Raw genomic sequence first — 16,240 nt, forward strand, 5'->3', positions numbered from 1 at the left:
GCTCCGTCAGCCGCGCCCGCCCGCATCCCCCGTTCCGCCCGCCCCGTCCGCCGCCGGCACCGGCTCCTTGCGTACGAACGCCCTGCGCAGTGCGTGGTACGGCTCGTGCCGCCCGGCGAACTGGCGGTACATCTCTGCCAGTTCCTCCCTGCGGTAGTCGGCCAGCGGCTTCGCCGCCTCGTCACGGGCGCGGGCCGCGGCCTTGGCGGCCACCCGCTCCGCCAGTCCGCCCGCCTGTGCCAGCTCTGCCGCCATCCGCTGCGCCTCACCTGCGAAGTCCCCGGGCGCGGCGGCCACCAGACGGTCCACCAGCCCGGCTCCGGCCGCGGCCGCCGCACTCATCGGGAGCGCCTCACGCATGAGGCGCCGCGCCGCCTCCGGGCCGACGCGGCGGGGGAGCGTGTACGTCCAGTACTCCGACCCATACAGGCCCATGCGCCGGTAGTGCGGGTTCAGCACGGCTCCTGCCCGGCACCACACCTCGTCCGCCGCGAGCGCGAGCATGACCCCGCCGGCCGCGGCGTTGCCGCCGAGGGCGGCGACCACCAGCCGGTCGGTGGTGCGCAGTACGGCCTCGACAAGGTCGTCCATGGCGTCGATGTTCGCCCGGGACTCCTCGGCCGGATCGGCTGCCGCCTCGATGACACCGAGGTGGATGCCGTTGGAGAAGAAGTCGCGGCGGCTGCCGAACACCAGCACCGGGGTGGGGCGGGACAGGGCGTGCCGGTACGCCGCCAGCAGCCGGCGGCAGTGGTCCTTGCTCATCGCGCCGCCCGGGAAGGAGAACCAGACGAACCCGGCCCCGCCGCGCTCTTCGTAGCGGATGTCGCTCCGGCCGGCGCCGTTCGCTCTGCCGTTCCCACTGCCGGACCCACTGCCGGATTCCCCGGCTGACGGTGCCGCCCCGGCGGGCACCTCGGGCACGGAACGGGGCAGGCGTGCGCCCAGCGCGTCCACCGCCGGCATCTTGAACGTGGCCGGCCCGCCCGGCTTCCGGCGCGGCCGCAGCTCGGGAATCCACACGGCGCCGTCGCGCGTCGCACGGCACACCGCGCCCGCCCGCGTCGCCACGATCTCGCCGGGCGCGGCGCGCGGTCGCAGCACGTCCTCGGGGTGTCCGCCGTGCAGGAACCACTCCGCGCCGAGCAGTTCGTCGAGCACGCCCGGCTGGGAGTCGGCCGCGCGGAGCTTGCGCAGCACGGTCCCGGAGGAGTCCGCTGCCCAGTCGATGCGGCGCAGCTCCTGACGGAAGTACGGGCGCGGGCACGGTTCGGCGGCGATCTCGTCCTGGCGCTGCGGCTTCCAGTCGCCCGAGGCGAAGCGGCCGACGGCAAGTCTCACGGCGGCCGTCGCGGCGTCCGCCGCCTCGTTGCGGTAGACGTCGCTCTTGCCGGTCTCCGGTACGGCGAAGGGGACCGTGGCCCAGATGTCCCCGGCGTCCATCTCGGCCTCCGCCTGAAGCACCGTCACCGCCCAGTGGCGGGCGCCGGAGGAGATGGCCCAGTCGAGGGAGGAGGGGCCGCGGTCGCCGGGGGGGCCGGGGTGGACGACGAGGCAGACGTACCGTGACCACACGTCCTCGGGGATCGCCGTCCGGAGCATCGGCGCGATGATCAGCTCGGGTCCGTGTCTGCGGACCGCTTCCCGTACGGCATCGTCGCCCCCGCCGCACACCGTGTCCAACTCATGGCCGAGGTCGGTCAGTTCGGCGTACACGCGTTGGGTGAGACTGTTGAACGCGCTGGCCACGAGCAAAATACGCACAGCACTCTCCCGGGTCCGGGGCGCCGGGCGGCTCCCGGCGCGGGCAGCCTCGGACGCTATCCGGGGACGCCGGAGCCTTCCGTGATCCCTGAGGTGTGTGGCAGGTACACGACCCGTACGGACGTGTGCTTTTCAGAAGAACGGATCAGTCCTCCGGAGGCCGCACGGGCTGCCCGGGGCCGCGCGGGCCGCTCGCTCGGAGGCCCGGACCGGCCGTCCTCAGAAGAGCCGGAGCTTGTCGTCCTCGATGCCGCGTAGCGAGTCGTAGTCGAGGGTGACGCAGCCGATGCCGCGGTCGGACGCGAGCACACGGGCCTGCGGCTTGATCTCCTGTGCGGCGAACACGCCCTTGACCGGGGCGAGATGGGGGTCGCGGTTGAGCAGGTCGAGATAGCGGGTCAGCTGCTCGACTCCGTCGATCTCGCCCCGGCGCTTGATCTCGACTGCCACCGTGGCGCCCGCCTCGTCGCGGCAGAGGATGTCGACCGGACCGATGGCCGTCGGATACTCGCGGCGGATCAGCGTCCAGCCGTCGCCCAGGGTCTCCATGCGGTCGGCGAGCAGCTCCTGGAGATGCGCCTCGACGCCGTCCTTGATGAGCCCTGGGTCGCTGCCGAGTTCGTGCGAGGAGTCATGGAGGATCTCCTCCATGGTGATGATCAATTTCTCGCCCGCCTTGTTCTGCACCGTCCAGACCGGGCCCGTGTCCTCCTCGGACTCCTTCACCGTGCACGGCGGCGACATCCAGTTGAGGGGTTTGTAGGCCCGGTCGTCCGCGTGCACGGACACCGACCCGTCGGCCTTGACCAGGATCAGCCGTGGAGCCAGGGGGAGATGAGCGGTGAGCCTGCCGGCGTAGTCGACGGAGCACCGGGCGATGACGAGACGCATGAGCGGTCACGCTACTGGACGCTCCGCCGCGATGCGATTCGCCCCCGATGGCCCTCTTCGACTGTGGCCGGATGTATGCCCATTCGCATGGTGCGGTCACTCTGCGCCCCTTAACGTTAACGATGGGGGGTGTCGCCGTACGGAGTCGTATGATCACCCGGCGCCGAGCGGTTCCCTTCCAATCCATCCGGAAGACCCCATATCCCCTGGGGTCGCGAGAGGAGAACCCATGTCGCTCGACGTCTCACCGCATCTGCTGGCTCAGGCAGAAAGGGGCGAAGTCGACGAGCGTGACTTCGTCGACTGCGTCCGTACGTCCCTCCCATACGCATGGGAGATGATCAGCACCCTGGTGGCCCGGCTCAAGGTTGACGGCGGCGAGTTCGCCGACAACCAGACGCCGCCGCCGGACGAGCAGGCCCGGGGCCAGCTTCTGCGGGCTCTGGCCAGCGACGCGATACGCGGCTCGCTGGAACGTCACTTCGGAGTACGGCTCGCTTTCCAGAACTGTCACCGTGTCGCCGTCTTCCCACTGGACGGCGCGGTGGACGAAAGACTCACGCGCTTCACTTCGGTGCGTGGCCAGCTGCTCAACCAGTCGCCCACGCTTCGCGACTGCTGACGCCGCGGAGCGTCATCTGGGCCACGCTGCCGCTGCTCAAGCGGGTGGCGGCAGCGTGCCGTGCGGGGCCGCGGGGTTCGCGAACGGCGGCGAGGCTCAAGGGAGTTCACTGCCGGTGGGGAGGAGCGGCAGGACTTCCCCGCCCAGCCGGTGCACGTTCCGCTCCGTCGCCGCGAGGTCGCCCGTGCCCTCGACGAGGAGGGCGAAACGGTCGATGCCCGTGCGCTCGCGCGTCGCGGCGAGCCGGTCCGCGCACAGCCGGGGCGTCCCCACCGGGTGCAGCCGGCACAGCAGTTCGGTGTAGCTGAGCGGGTCGCGCATCGTGCGGTGGCGTCCGTCCACCGTCCGGTGGGCACCGAGCCCCTCGCGGAACCAGCCGGGCATCGCCTTCGTCAGCGACTCCACCGCTTCCCGGGTGTTGTCGCCGACCTGAGCGACCCCGGCGGACACGTGCTGTGCGGCCGCGGTCTCGATGGCTTGCGGATCCTTACCGGCCTCCCGCGCCTCGCGGCGCCACATGGCGATGACCTCGGCCTTCTCCTCGTCGTCGCAGTGCATGCCGAGAAGCATCGGCAGACAGCGCCGTGCCGCGAGCCGGACGGAGCCCGGTGAGGTGCAGGCGACGACCACCACGGGACGGCTGGGAGCCGGCTCGTCCGAGGCGCCCTGTGCCGGGACGAAGGGCTCCTCGCACCGCGGGACCACCTCGACCTCACGGAACTGGTAGCGCTCGCCGTCGGCGCCGACGCGGGGCTCACGCAGCCAGCGCAGCAGCAGGTCCAGGGACTCCGGGAAGCCGTGCTCGAACGCGTCGAGCCCGCCGCCCAGCACCTCCAGGTCGACCCAGGGCCCTCCCCGTCCGACACCGAGCGTGAAGCGGCCACCGGAGGTGAGGTGCAGCAGCGCGGCCTGCTCGCCGAGGGCGACCGGATGCGCGTTGGGGAGCACCGAGACCGCGGTCCCGACACCGATACGGTTCGTGCGCCCCAGCAGCATCGCGGCGAACGTCACCGCCGACGGGCAGACGCCGTAGGGAACGAAGTGGTGCTCAGCGAGCCAGACGGAATCGAGCCCCGACTCCTCCGCGGCCTCCGCTGTACGGACCGCGCGGTGCAGCGGCTCTCTCTGACCCTGCCCGGGGAACTGCGCGGCCAGCACGAATGCTCCAACTCGCATGCTGCTCCGTCCTCTTGAGCGTCCCGTCCCCTGCAGGCATTAACGGCTGACACGTGCCAAAGGCACGGCCTCGGGGTCACCGATTCTTCCGATGAACGGCACGTGACAACAGGCTGCGGACTCGATCCGTCCGTTCGTGCGCCGGGACCGAGTGCGTACGGACCGTCTGTGGCTACTGTGGAGACACCCGCCTTCCGAACTCCCGAGGTGTCCCGTGTCGCCGCGTCGTAACCGCCCTCGCAGCGGTTCAGCCAAGCCCTCCGCCGACGACCGCGAGGAGGGGTCCGGCACGCGCTACGGGATCGAGCGCACCGAGGAGTGGCGCGGCGAGGAGTGGGCCGTACGGCAGATCGGGGGCGCGACGGGCAAGCGGTACCGCTGCCCGGGCTGCGACCAGGAGATCCCGGCGGGGGTGCCGCACGTGGTGGCGTGGCCGCGGATGGGCGACGTGGAGGACCGGCGCCACTGGCACAAGGCCTGCTGGAACGCACGTGACCGGCGCGGTGCGCGTGTGCAGCGCTCGCGCAACGCGCCCCGCCACTGAGGCCGCGGTGCGCCGGTACGCCGGTACGGGAGCAGTCCCGCTGCCGGGGCACCTCGGTACCGCGTACAGTTCAAGGGTCCTGTCGTCTCCGATAGAGGTGGACGTTGCGCATCTGAGGTCCGCGATCACCGCGCGCTACGGAACCGTCCGTAGCACTGTCACGCCGAGCCGGCCTTCTCCGCCGCCCGTGACCTCGCGTGGATGCGACCTCGGTGCATGAGCCGTCCCTCCCGCCCCCTCAGGGCCGGGACCGCGCCCGTCTCCCGGTGCGCACGGTTCCGCAGCCGCGTGGTGCTCGCACACGAAGCCCGCCGACCACCACGCACGCGACTGCGAGACACCATGACCAGTACCGATCACAACCGGCACGGCCCCAACCCGCCCGGTTCCTCCGTGACTTGCTCCGCCCTGTCCTTCCGGTGGCCCGACGGCACCGTCGTCTTCGACGGGCTCTCGCTCACCGTCGGCCGCGGCCGGACGGGCCTCGTCGGCGCCAACGGCTCCGGCAAGTCGACCCTGCTGGGGCTGCTGGCCGGCCGGCTGCGTCCCGCCCAGGGATCGGTGAGCGCCGCAGGCACCCTCGCCCACCTCCCGCAGAACGTCACCCTCGACACGGGGCTCCGCGTCGACGAGGCCCTCGGCATCGCCGGGAGGCGCCGTGCGCTGCGCGCCATCGAGGCGGGGGACGTGAGCGAGGAGCACTTCGAGACCGTCGGCGACGACTGGGACGTCGAGGAGCGGGCCCTGGCGACCCTGGGTTCGCTCGGGCTCGAGGGCGCCGGACTGGACCGTGCCGTCGGCGAGTTGTCCGGGGGCGAGACGGTGCTGCTGCGGCTGGCGGCGCTGCTTCTGGAACGTCCCGACGTGCTGCTGCTGGACGAGCCGACCAACAACCTCGACCTGTTCGCGCGCCGCCGCCTCCATGAGGCCGTGGACTCCTGGCGCTCCGGCGTCCTCGTCGTGGTCAGCCACGACCGTGAGCTGCTGGAGCGCGTCGACCGCATCGCTGAGCTGCGCTCCGGCTCCGTCAGCTGGTACGGGGGCGGCTGGTCCGCGTACCAGGACGCGCTGGCGACCCAGCAGGAGGCGGCCGAACGGATGCTGCGCGCCGCGGACGCGGACGTACGCCGCCAGAAGCGTGAGCTGGAGGAGACGGAGACCAAGCTGGCACGCCGCCGGCGCAACAGCCGGAAGATGGACGCCCAGCGGCGTGCCCCGAAGATCGTCGCGGGGGAGCGAAAGCGGTCGGCGCAGGAGTCCGCGGGCAAGCTGCGCGGCCTGCACGAGGACCGCCTCGGCGCGGCGCGCGAGAGGCGCGAGGAGGCGGAGCAGGCCGTGCGCGACGACGCGGAGATCCGGATCGGCCTTCCCAGCACGGCGGTGCCCGCGGGCCGCAGGGTCCTGAGCCTGCGCGAACTGCGCCCCCGGTACGGGAAGTTGCGCGAGGCGGACCTCCACGTGCACGGGCCCGAGCGGATCGCGCTCGTCGGGCGGAACGGAGCGGGCAAGACCACGCTGCTGCGCACTCTCGCCGGTCAGGCCGAACCCCGCTCCGGACATGCCGAGGTGTTCGTACCCCTGCGGTTCCTCCCGCAGCGGCTGGACGTGCTGGACGACGAGCTCAGCGTCGCCGCGAACGTGGCCCGCGTCGCTCCCGGGGTGACGGACAACCACATCCGCGGCCAGCTGGCGCGGTTCCTGTTCAAGGGGGCGCGCGCCGAACAGCCGGCCGGGACGCTCTCCGGCGGAGAACGCCTCCGGGCGGCCCTGGCGGCGATGCTGCTCGCCGCGCCCGCGCCGCAGCTGCTGATGCTGGACGAGCCGACCAACAACCTCGACCTCGCGGGCGTACGGCAGCTCACGGGCGCGCTCGCCTCGTACGAAGGCGCGCTGCTGGTCGCCGGCCACGACCTGCCCTTCCTCGAAGCGGTGGGGATCACCCGCTGGCTGCTCGTCGGGGAGGAGCTGCGGGAGATCCCCGCGGACGAGGTCCGGGAGGCGTTGGCGTCGCCGGGAGACAGCGCCGGCGTCTGACCGGACGCGCCGCCGGCGGCCGTCCCCGGGGCGCCGGTCCGGCGCCGTCGTGGTCCCGCGTCGCTGCGGCGAGCGTGGGCCGCCGCAGCGGTCGGGGACGCGCCGTGTGAGGGTCCGGCAGCGTGCCGGCCGGCCGCGTGGGGAGACGTGTCCGGTGTTCGGCCGGCGTGCCGGTGGCAGACGTCTCCGGGCCGCCGGACTCGCGCGGTCGGGGGCCGGGCCGTTGCAGGGGGAACTCCCGGGAACTCCCCTGCCTCCGCCGGGGACTTCCTCCCAGGCCGGAGGTTCTGGGGAAGACCAGGCGGAGCGTCAGCCGCCCCGTGCACGGGTCCGGCAGCAAGTCCTCCGCTCACCCCGGGGCCGCAAGGCGCGGGGAACGACGTCCGGCTCATGAGCCGGACGCGGCGTCCAGGCGTTCCCGCTGGGGGATGACCGTGTAATTCGGGTCCTTGGACGACTCCATGCCCGCGTGGAAGACGCCCAGCCGCGTGCACGCCGAGGCGGCGAGGAGGGCCAGTCCGCTCGCGCCCGCGGCGACGCGGCTGCGGCCCGCGAGCAGCGCCGCCCCGGCCGCGCCCGCGGCCGACAGCGCCTCGGCGGCGCGCATCCAGCGCCCGCCGGGACCGCTGCGGTAGACCTCGGCGACCAATCCGAGCCTGCGCTCCATGGCCTTCATCGCGGCGTTCTCCAGTGCGGTCCCGGCGAGTGCCACGCTGCGCGCCGGGCCGTTCTCGGCGGTCGGCGACATCGCAAGTGCCATGCCGGAGGCGGCCGTTGCCGCCGACCCGACGAAGACGAACGGCAGCTCGCGGTAGCCGTCGTGCCAGCCCGGCACCGCCGTGTCCGCCGCGAGCACCGCCGTGTACGCGGCGACGGCAGGCCCGATCAGCGCCGCGCCGGCGGTCGCGGCACGGCCCACACGCGGCAGCCGCCCGCCGAGCGCGCACAGGGCCGCGGCGCCCGAGACCGGCCCGTACACCGCGAGCACCCACGATCCGACGCTCATGGGCGAGGTCGGCTTGAAGACCCGGAGCATGTTGACGAACCGTCCGGGGCGGCCGAGGTCGTGGATGAGGGCCGCGGCCGAACCCGCGACCGCGAGGGCCGAGGAGGTCTTCAGCGCACGGGCCATGACGGGACGTCCGGTCAGCTCGGCACCCGCCGCGAGCACCGAGCCGGCACCGGCGAGACCGCCGAGGAAGAAGTAGCCGGCGATGTTCAAGGGCTGCCACGCGGGCTGGTTGAGCACGGGCCTGCCGTAGTACGAGGTGAACTCGGCCTCCGGCACGACCGTCCGCTCGCCCTTGCGGCCGCGCCGCCTGCCGCCGCGGTGCCTGCCCTTGGCTGTGCCCTTCGGCTTGCTCCTTCCCGTGATCGCGGCGACGCCGGTGGCCCCGCGGTCGCCGGCTCCGTCGCCGTGTCCGTCGGTGAGGTCCTGGCCGCCGACGAGTGCGGCACGGCCGGGACGTACGTCGCTCTGTCCCTCCTTCGTGACGTCCGCGACGCTCCCGGACTCCCGTTCCTCGGCGGGATTTCCGTACACCTGGCCGGGCTTGTAGCCGCTCCGGCGCCCCTGGCCGTCGCCGCTCGTACGGCCGTCGCCGCTGCCGCCGGTCTCGCCGCTCATCGCCGGAACCCCCTCACCGGTGCGCCGTTGCGGCCGTGTGCCGCGAACACGGCCGCCAGCCCGCCGAGCAGCGTGAGCGCGGCCGCCCCGGCGTGCCGCCACATGCCGGGCAGGTCGCGCGTGGTGACGACGGGGTCCGGCGGCAGCCCGTACACCTCGGGCTCGTCCAGCAGCAGGAAGAACGCCCCGTCGCCGCCGACGCCGTCCTCCGGGTCGTGCCCGTACAGGCGCGCGTCGCTCACCCCTGCCTCACGCAGCTGGTCGACGCGCTCCTGTGCCCGCACCCGCAGCTCGTCCAGCGGCCCGAACTGGATGGACTCGGTGGGGCACGCCTTCGCGCACGCCGGTTCCTGGCCGGCGCCGAGCCGGTCGTAGCACATCGTGCACTTGAACGCCCGGCCGTCGTGCGGCCGTTGCTCGATGACGCCGTACGGGCAGGCCGGTACGCAGTAGCCGCAGCCGTTGCAGATGTCCTCCTGCACGACGACGGTGCCGAACTCGGTGCGGAAGAGCGACCCGGTGGGACACACGTCTAGGCAGGCGGCGTGCGTGCAGTGCTTGCAGACGTCGGAGGACATCAGCCAGCGCAGCTCGCCGCGGTCCTGGCCGCCGTCGCCGTCCGTCCCGTCGGCGGCGGGCGCGGCGGGTGTGTTCGCGGCGGAACCGTCTTCGACGGGGTGCGTGCCCGAGCCCTGCGCCGCGAGCGCGAGGACGTCCATGTCGCCGTGGCCGACGTCCGCGTGTGCTTGCCCGAGGGGCTTGCTCTGCTCGATGAAGGCGACGTGCCGCCACGTCGAGGCGCCCAGGCCCCCGGAGTTGTCGTAGCTCATGCCGGTGAGGTCGAGGCCGTCCTCCGGGATGGCGTTCCACTCCTTGCAGGCGACTTCGCACGCCTTGCAGCCGATGCAGACGGAGGTGTCGGTGAAGAAGCCCACGCGCGGCGGGTGTTCACCGGGGGCGCCGGGAGCTCCGTGGCCCGCGTCCCCGGCGGGATCCTTCTCGGCACCCGCCAGCAGATTGCGCCCGATGAGCGAGCTCATCCCCGTACCTCCGTTCCCGTCGTCTCGCCGATGCCGCCGCGGTCGCGGTAGTCCTCCAGCAGCCGGAGCAGATCCGGGCCGCGGGGCCTGCGTCCCGGACGGATGTCGGCGGTGAGGGCCTTGACCTCCTGGATGTGCACGTTCGGGTCGAGGGCGATCGACGTCAGCTCGTTCGCGGAATCGCCCGTCGCATAGCCGTTACGGCCCCAGTGGTAGGGCAGGCCGATCTGGTGGACGGTGCGGCCGCCCGCCCGTACCGGAGACATGCGTTCCGTCACCAGCACCCGGGCCTCCACCGCGCCGCGCGCCGTGACGACCGTCGCCCAGCCCGCGTGCTCCAGGCCCCTCTCGGCGGCCAGCTGCGGCGAGACCTCGCAGAAGAACTCCGGCTGCAGCTCCGCCAGATACGGGGACCAGCGGGTCATGCCGCCCGCGGTGAAGTGCTCCGTGAGGCGGTACGTCGTGACGACGTACGGGAAGACGTCCGACCCCGCCTCCGCCCCGCTGGGGTGGTAGCGGTTGTGCCCGTCCGCGTAGAGCTGCCGCACCGGGCTGCGCTGCTGCCCGTAGAGGGGATTGGCGACGGGGGAGTCCTGCGGCTCGTAGTGCGTGGGCATCGGCCCGTCGAGGAGGCCGGCCGGCGCGTACAGCCAGCCCTTGCCGTCGGCCTGCATGATGAAGGGATCGACGCCGCTGAGCGCGTCGGGGCCCGTGGCGCCCGGCTCCGGCCGGAAGGACGGCGGCCGGTCCGCGATGAAGTCGGGGATGTCGTGCCCGGTCCAGCGGCGCTGCTCCTCGTCCCACCACACCAGGGCCTTGCGGTCGCTCCAGGGGTTGCCGTCGGGGTCGGCGGAGGCGCGGTTGTAGAGGATGCGGCGGTTGGCCGGCCACGACCAGGCCCACTCGGCGGCGATCCAGTCCTGCTCGGTGTGGGGCTTCCGGCGTGCCGCCTGGTTGACGCCGTCCGCGTAGACGCCGCAGTAGATCCAGCAGCCGCAGGAGGTCGAGCCGTCGTCCTTCAGCTGCTGGTAGCGGGAGAGCGGACGGCCGTCCGCGCCGTGGCCGTTGATCTCTGCGAGCACCGCCTCGGCGCTCGGCTCCTTGAGCGGGCCCTCGGTCGGGTAGTCCCAGGTGAGGTCGAGCAGCGGACGGTCCACCGGGTCCGTGGAGTCCGCCAGCCGCTCCCGGATGCGCCTGCCGAGGTGGTACATGAACCAGAGGTCGCTGCGGGCCTCCCCGTCGGGCTCCTTCGCCGCGTGGTGCCACTGCAGCATCCGGTTGGTGTTGGTGAAGGAGCCCGCCTTCTCGGTGTGGGACGCGGCGGGGAAGAAGAAGACCTCGGTGCCGATGTCCTCGGTGCGCAGCTCCCCGCTCTCGATCTCCGGGCCGTCCTTCCACCACGTGGCCGACTCGACGAGCGAGAAGTCCCGTACGACCTGCCATTCGAGCTCGGCCATCCCCAGGCGCTGCATACGGGAGTTGGCCGACCCGACGGCCGGGTTCTCCCCCATGAGGAAGTAGCCCTTGCACACGCCGTCGAGCTGGTTGAGCACGGTGTCGTACGTGCTGTGCGAGCCGGTGAGACGGGGCAGGTGGTCGAAGCAGTAGTCGTTCTCCTCCGTGGCCGCCTCGCCCCAGTAGGACTTCATCAGGCTGACGAAGTAGGAGCGCATGTTGCCCCAGTAGCCCTTGCCGGCCCGTACGGCCTCGATGAACCTGTCCAGGTCCTCGTTCTCGTGCGCGTGCGGCATCGGGATGTAGCCCGGCAGCAGGTTGAAGAGGGTGGGGATGTCGCTGGAGCCCTGGATGCTGGCGTGGCCGCGCAGGGCCTGGATGCCGCCGCCGGGACGGCCGATGTTGCCGAGCAGCAGCTGCAGGATGCAGGCCGTACGGATGTACTGGGCGCCCACGGTGTGCTGCGTCCAGCCGACGGCGTAACAGAACTCGCTGGTGCGCTCCGGGCCGGAGTTCTCGACAAGGGCCCGGCACACCTGCAGGAAGGTCTCCTGGGGGATGCCGCAGGTCTCCTCCACCATCTCGGGGGTGTAGCGGGAGAAGTGCCGCTTGAGGATCTGGAAGACGCAGCGCGGGTCCTGGAGCGTACGGTCCTGCCGCGACTCGGACTCGTCCGCCAGGGGCGGTCCGCCGGAACCGTGCGCCTCCGCCTTCCCGGCGCCCGCCGGGGTGCGGTGCCCGTGCACGCGCACGTCGTACAGCGCGTCACGCTCACCGGAGGCGGACTGTATGGTGCCTCCGCCCTCGTACTGCCAGCCTTCCATCGCGTAGCGGCGGGTCTCCGGGTTGAGGCCGGAGAAGAGGCCGTCGAGGTCCTCGGTGTCCTGGAAGTCCTCGCCCACGATGGTCGCGGCGTTGGTGTATTCGAGGACGTAGTCGCGGAATTCGGAGCCTGTGCTGAGCACGTGGTTGACGATGCCGCCGAGGAAGGCGATGTCGGTTCCGGCACGGATCGGCACGTGCAGGTCGGCCAGCGCACTCGTACGTGTGAAGCGCGGGTCGACGTGGATCACCTTCGCGCCGCGCGCCTTCGCCTCCATCACCCACTGGAACCCGACAGGGTGCGCCTCGGCGAAGTTGGAGCCCTCGATGACGATGCAGTCGGAGTTCTGAAGATCCTGCAGGAAGGTTGTGGCGCCGCCGCGCCCGAAGGACGTGCCGAGGCCGGCGACCGTCGAGCTGTGGCAGACCCGCGCCTGGTTCTCCACCTGGACCACGCCCAGAGCCGTGAAGAGCTTCTTGATCAGGTAGTTCTCTTCGTTGTCGAGCGCGGCTCCGCCCAGCGTCGCCAGGCCGAGGGTCCGGTTGACACGCAGCCCCTCGTGTTCCTGCTCCCAAGTCTCACGGCGCGTACGGATCACGCGCTCCGCCACCATGTCCATGGCGGTCTCCAGGTCCAGGCGTTCCCAGTCGGTGCCGTACGGACGCCGGTAGAGCACCTGGTGGCGGCGGGCGTCGCCGGTGGTGAGCTGGAGCGTCGCCGCGCCCTTCGGGCAGAGCCGGCCGCGGCTGACGGGGGAGTCGGGGTCGCCCTCGATCTGGACGACCTCGCCGTCCTTGACGTACACGTTCTGCCCGCAGCCCACGGCGCAGTACGGGCAGACCGACTTCACGACCTTGTCCGCGTCCTCGGTGCGGGGCCGCAGCCCGCGTGTGTACGCGGAGGACGCAGCGGCGCCGCGCCCCAGCGGATCGTCCCCGGTGAGCTGCCGGTACACGGGCCAGCTTTCGAGCCAGGTGCGCACACCCATCGACGTCCTCCGTCCGCGCGTCCATGTGATCGCGCGGAACCAGTGCCCCTCTCGCCCGTGTTTACGCGTGAGGGACCGGCAGAAGGCACGGAGGAGCGGCGGCCGTTGTGCGGGCGGGTCCGCTCTGCGGGCGGGCCGTTGTGCGACCGGGCGGGCCCGTCGCGCGTGCGAGGCGTCGCGCGGGCCCGCCGCGGGTACGACACGTTCAGCACCCGCCGCGCGTACGAACCCGTGTGCGTACGCGCGGCGGCGTCACACGTCCCGTCGGTTGAGCAGCGTGTAGGCGGTCACGAGCGCGGCTGCCGTCACGGCGGCGAGGATGCCCAGCAGCGGCCAGCCCGTGGCGGTCTGATCCTCGGACATGGGGATGCGGTAGAGCGACGCGAGGCCGTTGAGCGGCGAGTACTCCATGAGGACCTCGCGCACCTTCTCCAGCGTCTCGCCCACCATGAACAGGGCGAGAACCAGGGGCAGGAGCACGAGTCCCATCATCAGCGTGATCGCCCCGGCCGAGTGCCTGAGCAGGGCGCCGACCGCCAGCGCCAGCAGGCCCAGGAGCGCGACGTACAGTCCGGCTCCGACGGTGGCACCGAGCCACTGGCTGCTGCTCGCGACCAGTTCGCCGCTCTCAACGGAGTCCTTCAGCGCCTCCACCTTCGCCGCGTACGGCGGGACCTTCTGGCCGCTGAGCATCGTGGAGTTGATGAGTGCGGTGACCGAGCAGGCCACCGTCGTCATCACGAACGCGAGCAGGAAGAAGATCAGCGACTTCGCGATCAGCACGCGGCCCCGCCTGGGGCAGGCCGTCATGGTGGTGCGGATCATGCCGGTGCCGTACTCGGAGGTGACGACCAGCACGCCGAGGGTGATGATGCAGATCTGCCCGAGCATCAGCCCGAAGAGGCCCGGGGCGAGAAGCGGCATCCCCACGAACTCGTTGCCCTGCAGACCGAGCGCCGTGAGGAGCCCGATGCCGACGACGAGGACGAACATGACGCCGAGGGTCCACACCGTGGAGCGGACCGAGCGGATCTTCGTCCACTCCGAAACGATCGCGTGTCCGAGGTGGGTGCGCGTGACGGGGATGGGGGAGGCGTAGCCGCCGCCGGGCGGAGGGCCGCCGTGCCCCTGGGGGGCGGCGTGCGGCGCCGTCGCCGTCGCCGTGGCTGCCTGCGGGGCGCCGGGCTGCGGCTGGTACTCCTGGGCCTGGTACGGCTGTTGCTGCTGCTGGGCCTGGTACGGCTGCTGAGCCTGAGCCTGTGCCTGCGGCTGGTGGTTCGGCGTGCTCATCGGGCGTGGTCCTCGCTGTCGGGCCGGGAAGCGTCGGAGGGGGCGGCGGGCGGAGCGGGCGCCGGGGGCGCTGCGGGCGCCGAGCCCGCGCCCGGCGTCGGCGGCACCGGCGGCGGGCCGCCCTGCGGCTGCTGCGCGGCCACGTGCGCGTACGGGTCCGGTGCCGCGCCGTCCGGCGCGGGCGGCGGTCCGTAGCCGGGTGCGCCTGCGCCTCCGTACGGCCCGCCCTGCGGCATGGGCGCACCGCCCGGCGGAGGTCCCCAGGCGCCGCCCGGCGCCGCGGGGGCACCGGGCGCTCCAGGGGCGGCCGGTGCTCCCGGTGCGCCCGGCGCACCCGGTCCCATGGGCACTCCGAGCTGCGCCGCCGGCATCTGCTGTTGCTGCTGGTGCTGCAGGCCGGCGCGCTGGTCGGCGGTGGAGCGGAAGTCCACCGCGCCCTGCGTCAGCCGCATGTACGCCTCTTCCAGGGACGCCTGATGCGGCGACAGCTCCCACAGCCGTACGTCCGCGTTGTGCGCCAGCTCGCTGATCTGCGGCAGCGGCAGGCCGACGACGCGCAGCGCGCCGTCCTGCTCGGGCTGCACCTGCCCGCCGGCCTCGGCCACGGCAGACGTCAGCTTCTCCTGCTGCCCGGGATCGCCCTCGGGCGTACGGACGCGGGCGAAGCCCACCGAGTTCTGCGCGATGAACTCCTTAACCGAGGTGTCGGCCATCATCTGCCCGCGCCCGATGACGATCAGATGCTCGGCGGTCAGCGCCATCTCGCTCATCAGATGGGACGAGACGAAGACGGTGCGGCCCTCGCCCGCCAGCTGCTTCATCAGATTGCGGACCCAGAGGATGCCTTCCGGGTCGAGGCCGTTGACGGGTTCGTCGAAGAGCAGCACCTGCGGGTCGCCGAGCAACGCCGCGGCTATGCCGAGCCGCTGGCCCATGCCGAGCGAGAAGCCCTGGGAGCGCTTCTTGGCCACCTGCTGAAGCCCGACGACGCCCAGCACCTCGTCCACGCGGCGGGCCGGGATGCCCGAGAGCTGCGCCAGGGACAGCAGATGGTTGCGCGCGGACCGCCCGCCGTGCACCGCCTTGGCGTCCAGCAGGGCGCCGACGTGGCGCGGGGCGTTGGGGAGGTTGCGGAACGGGTGGCCGCTGATGGTGACCTGACCTGCCGTGGGGGTGTCCAGGCCCAGAATCATCCGCATCGTCGTCGACTTGCCGGAGCCGTTGGGCCCCAGGAAGCCGGTGACCGTACCCGGCCGCACCTGGAAGGACAGGTTGTAGACGGCCGTCTTGGCGCCGTAGCGCTTCGTCAGGCCGTACGCCTCGATCATCCGTTTGTCCCTGGACGAAGTTCGGGGCTCGCTAGCCCCCGGACATGGCCTAGGAGGTTACAAGGCAGCTGTTCGGTTCCATTCGATGGCTTCTACAACGGCACCGGCCCACCCGAGCCGCGCCGCGTCCCCGCCGGTGCCCCGGCGGGGGGGGGCGGACCCGCACGCCTCCGCCGGGCCCCGGCCTGGTGCCTTCCGGCGGCACCGGGCCCGGGCGCGGGCGGTGTGTGAGACCGGCGTGCGAGATGCGGGTACGCGGCCCCGGGTTACGCGCGGTGCGGCCGGATCCGAAACGCGGCCGGGGTCGTGGTCCCAGGTCGGTGGCTGTGGTGTTGAAGGCGGGGGTTTCCGCGTCGAGTTGGTTCTTGCCGCGTCGGGGTGGCGGGCTTGCTGTCGTGGGGCGGGGGAGGCTGCCGGTGCGGCGGCAGGGCCCGTGGGCGAGGCCCCGGCCTGGTGCCTTCCGGCGGCGCCGGGCCCGGGTGCGGGCCGTGTGCGATGCCCGCGCGCGGGGCGCGGGTTCGCGGCCCGGGTACGCGCGGTGCGGCCGGATCCGAAACGCGGCCGGGTCCCGGCGGCACCGGGCTGCGCACGGGGGTGCGAGACGCGAGCGCGAGACGCGGGTGAGGCCCCCGGGCGGAGGCCGCGCGTACGCGCGCCC

11 protein-coding genes are annotated in these 16,240 nt (G+C 72.6%); 3 read left to right on the top strand and 8 right to left on the bottom strand.

Going from position 1 to position 16,240, the window contains the following annotated elements:
* Positions 1-6: 6 nt before the first annotated feature.
* A complete protein-coding gene (locus AN215_RS25070) occupies positions 7-1,764 on the bottom strand; it encodes a hydrogenase maturation protein (RefSeq protein WP_070031251.1) in 1,758 nt (585 codons plus the stop codon).
* Between the two features lie 219 nt (positions 1,765-1,983).
* Positions 1,984-2,655, bottom strand: coding sequence for an endonuclease NucS (gene nucS, locus AN215_RS25075; protein WP_070010880.1), 672 nt, complete (start codon positions 2,653-2,655; stop codon positions 1,984-1,986).
* Between the two features lie 229 nt (positions 2,656-2,884).
* Here nucS and AN215_RS25080 point away from each other — a divergent pair, with 229 nt between their 5' ends.
* Positions 2,885-3,277: an SCO5389 family protein gene (locus AN215_RS25080; protein WP_070010879.1), complete on the top strand. Its 393-nt coding sequence runs from the start codon at positions 2,885-2,887 to the stop codon at positions 3,275-3,277.
* A 96-nt stretch (positions 3,278-3,373) separates the two neighbouring features.
* Here AN215_RS25080 and AN215_RS25085 read toward each other — a convergent pair whose 3' ends face one another.
* A complete protein-coding gene (locus tag AN215_RS25085) occupies positions 3,374-4,453 on the bottom strand; it encodes an LLM class flavin-dependent oxidoreductase (protein ID WP_070010878.1) in 1,080 nt (359 codons plus the stop codon).
* A 214-nt stretch (positions 4,454-4,667) separates the two neighbouring features.
* Here AN215_RS25085 and AN215_RS25090 point away from each other — a divergent pair, with 214 nt between their 5' ends.
* Together AN215_RS25090 and AN215_RS25095 are read left to right on the top strand one after the other, a co-directional pair.
* The gene (locus AN215_RS25090) at positions 4,668-4,997 is read left to right on the top strand and encodes an ATP/GTP-binding protein (RefSeq protein ID WP_070010877.1); all 330 of its coding nucleotides are present in this window, start codon (positions 4,668-4,670) and stop codon (positions 4,995-4,997) included.
* 342 nt (positions 4,998-5,339) lie between these two features.
* On the top strand, positions 5,340-7,031 hold the full coding sequence (locus AN215_RS25095; protein WP_070010876.1) for an ATP-binding cassette domain-containing protein: 1,692 nt from the start codon (positions 5,340-5,342) through the stop codon (positions 7,029-7,031).
* Between the two features lie 388 nt (positions 7,032-7,419).
* Here AN215_RS25095 and nrfD read toward each other — a convergent pair whose 3' ends face one another.
* The 5 genes from nrfD to AN215_RS25120 all read right to left on the bottom strand — a co-directional run bounded on the left by nrfD (position 7,420) and on the right by AN215_RS25120 (position 15,582).
* Positions 7,420-8,658, bottom strand: coding sequence for an NrfD/PsrC family molybdoenzyme membrane anchor subunit (gene nrfD / locus AN215_RS25100; RefSeq protein ID WP_079123394.1), 1,239 nt, complete (start codon positions 8,656-8,658; stop codon positions 7,420-7,422).
* Complete coding sequence (locus AN215_RS25105) at positions 8,655-9,698, bottom strand: 4Fe-4S dicluster domain-containing protein (RefSeq protein ID WP_171904275.1); 1,044 nt, start codon at positions 9,696-9,698, stop codon at positions 8,655-8,657. The genes nrfD and AN215_RS25105 overlap by 4 nt, the downstream gene beginning before the upstream one ends.
* Positions 9,695-12,964, bottom strand: a complete 3,270-nt coding sequence (gene fdh / locus AN215_RS25110) for a formate dehydrogenase (protein WP_070010875.1) — start codon at positions 12,962-12,964, stop codon at positions 9,695-9,697. The genes AN215_RS25105 and fdh overlap by 4 nt, the downstream gene beginning before the upstream one ends.
* 252 nt (positions 12,965-13,216) lie before the next feature.
* Positions 13,217-14,254 carry an ABC transporter permease subunit gene (locus AN215_RS25115; RefSeq protein WP_070031252.1) on the bottom strand — a complete coding sequence of 346 codons (1,038 nt, stop codon included), beginning with the start codon at positions 14,252-14,254 and terminating at the stop codon, positions 13,217-13,219.
* Complete coding sequence (locus AN215_RS25120; protein ID WP_070031253.1) at positions 14,251-15,582, bottom strand: ATP-binding cassette domain-containing protein; 1,332 nt, start codon at positions 15,580-15,582, stop codon at positions 14,251-14,253. The genes AN215_RS25115 and AN215_RS25120 overlap by 4 nt, the downstream gene beginning before the upstream one ends.
* Positions 15,583-16,240 lie beyond the last annotated feature (658 nt).

It is taken from the genome of Streptomyces abyssalis (assembly GCF_001751365.1).
Taxonomy (GTDB): Bacteria; Actinomycetota; Actinomycetes; order Streptomycetales; family Streptomycetaceae; genus Streptomyces; species Streptomyces abyssalis.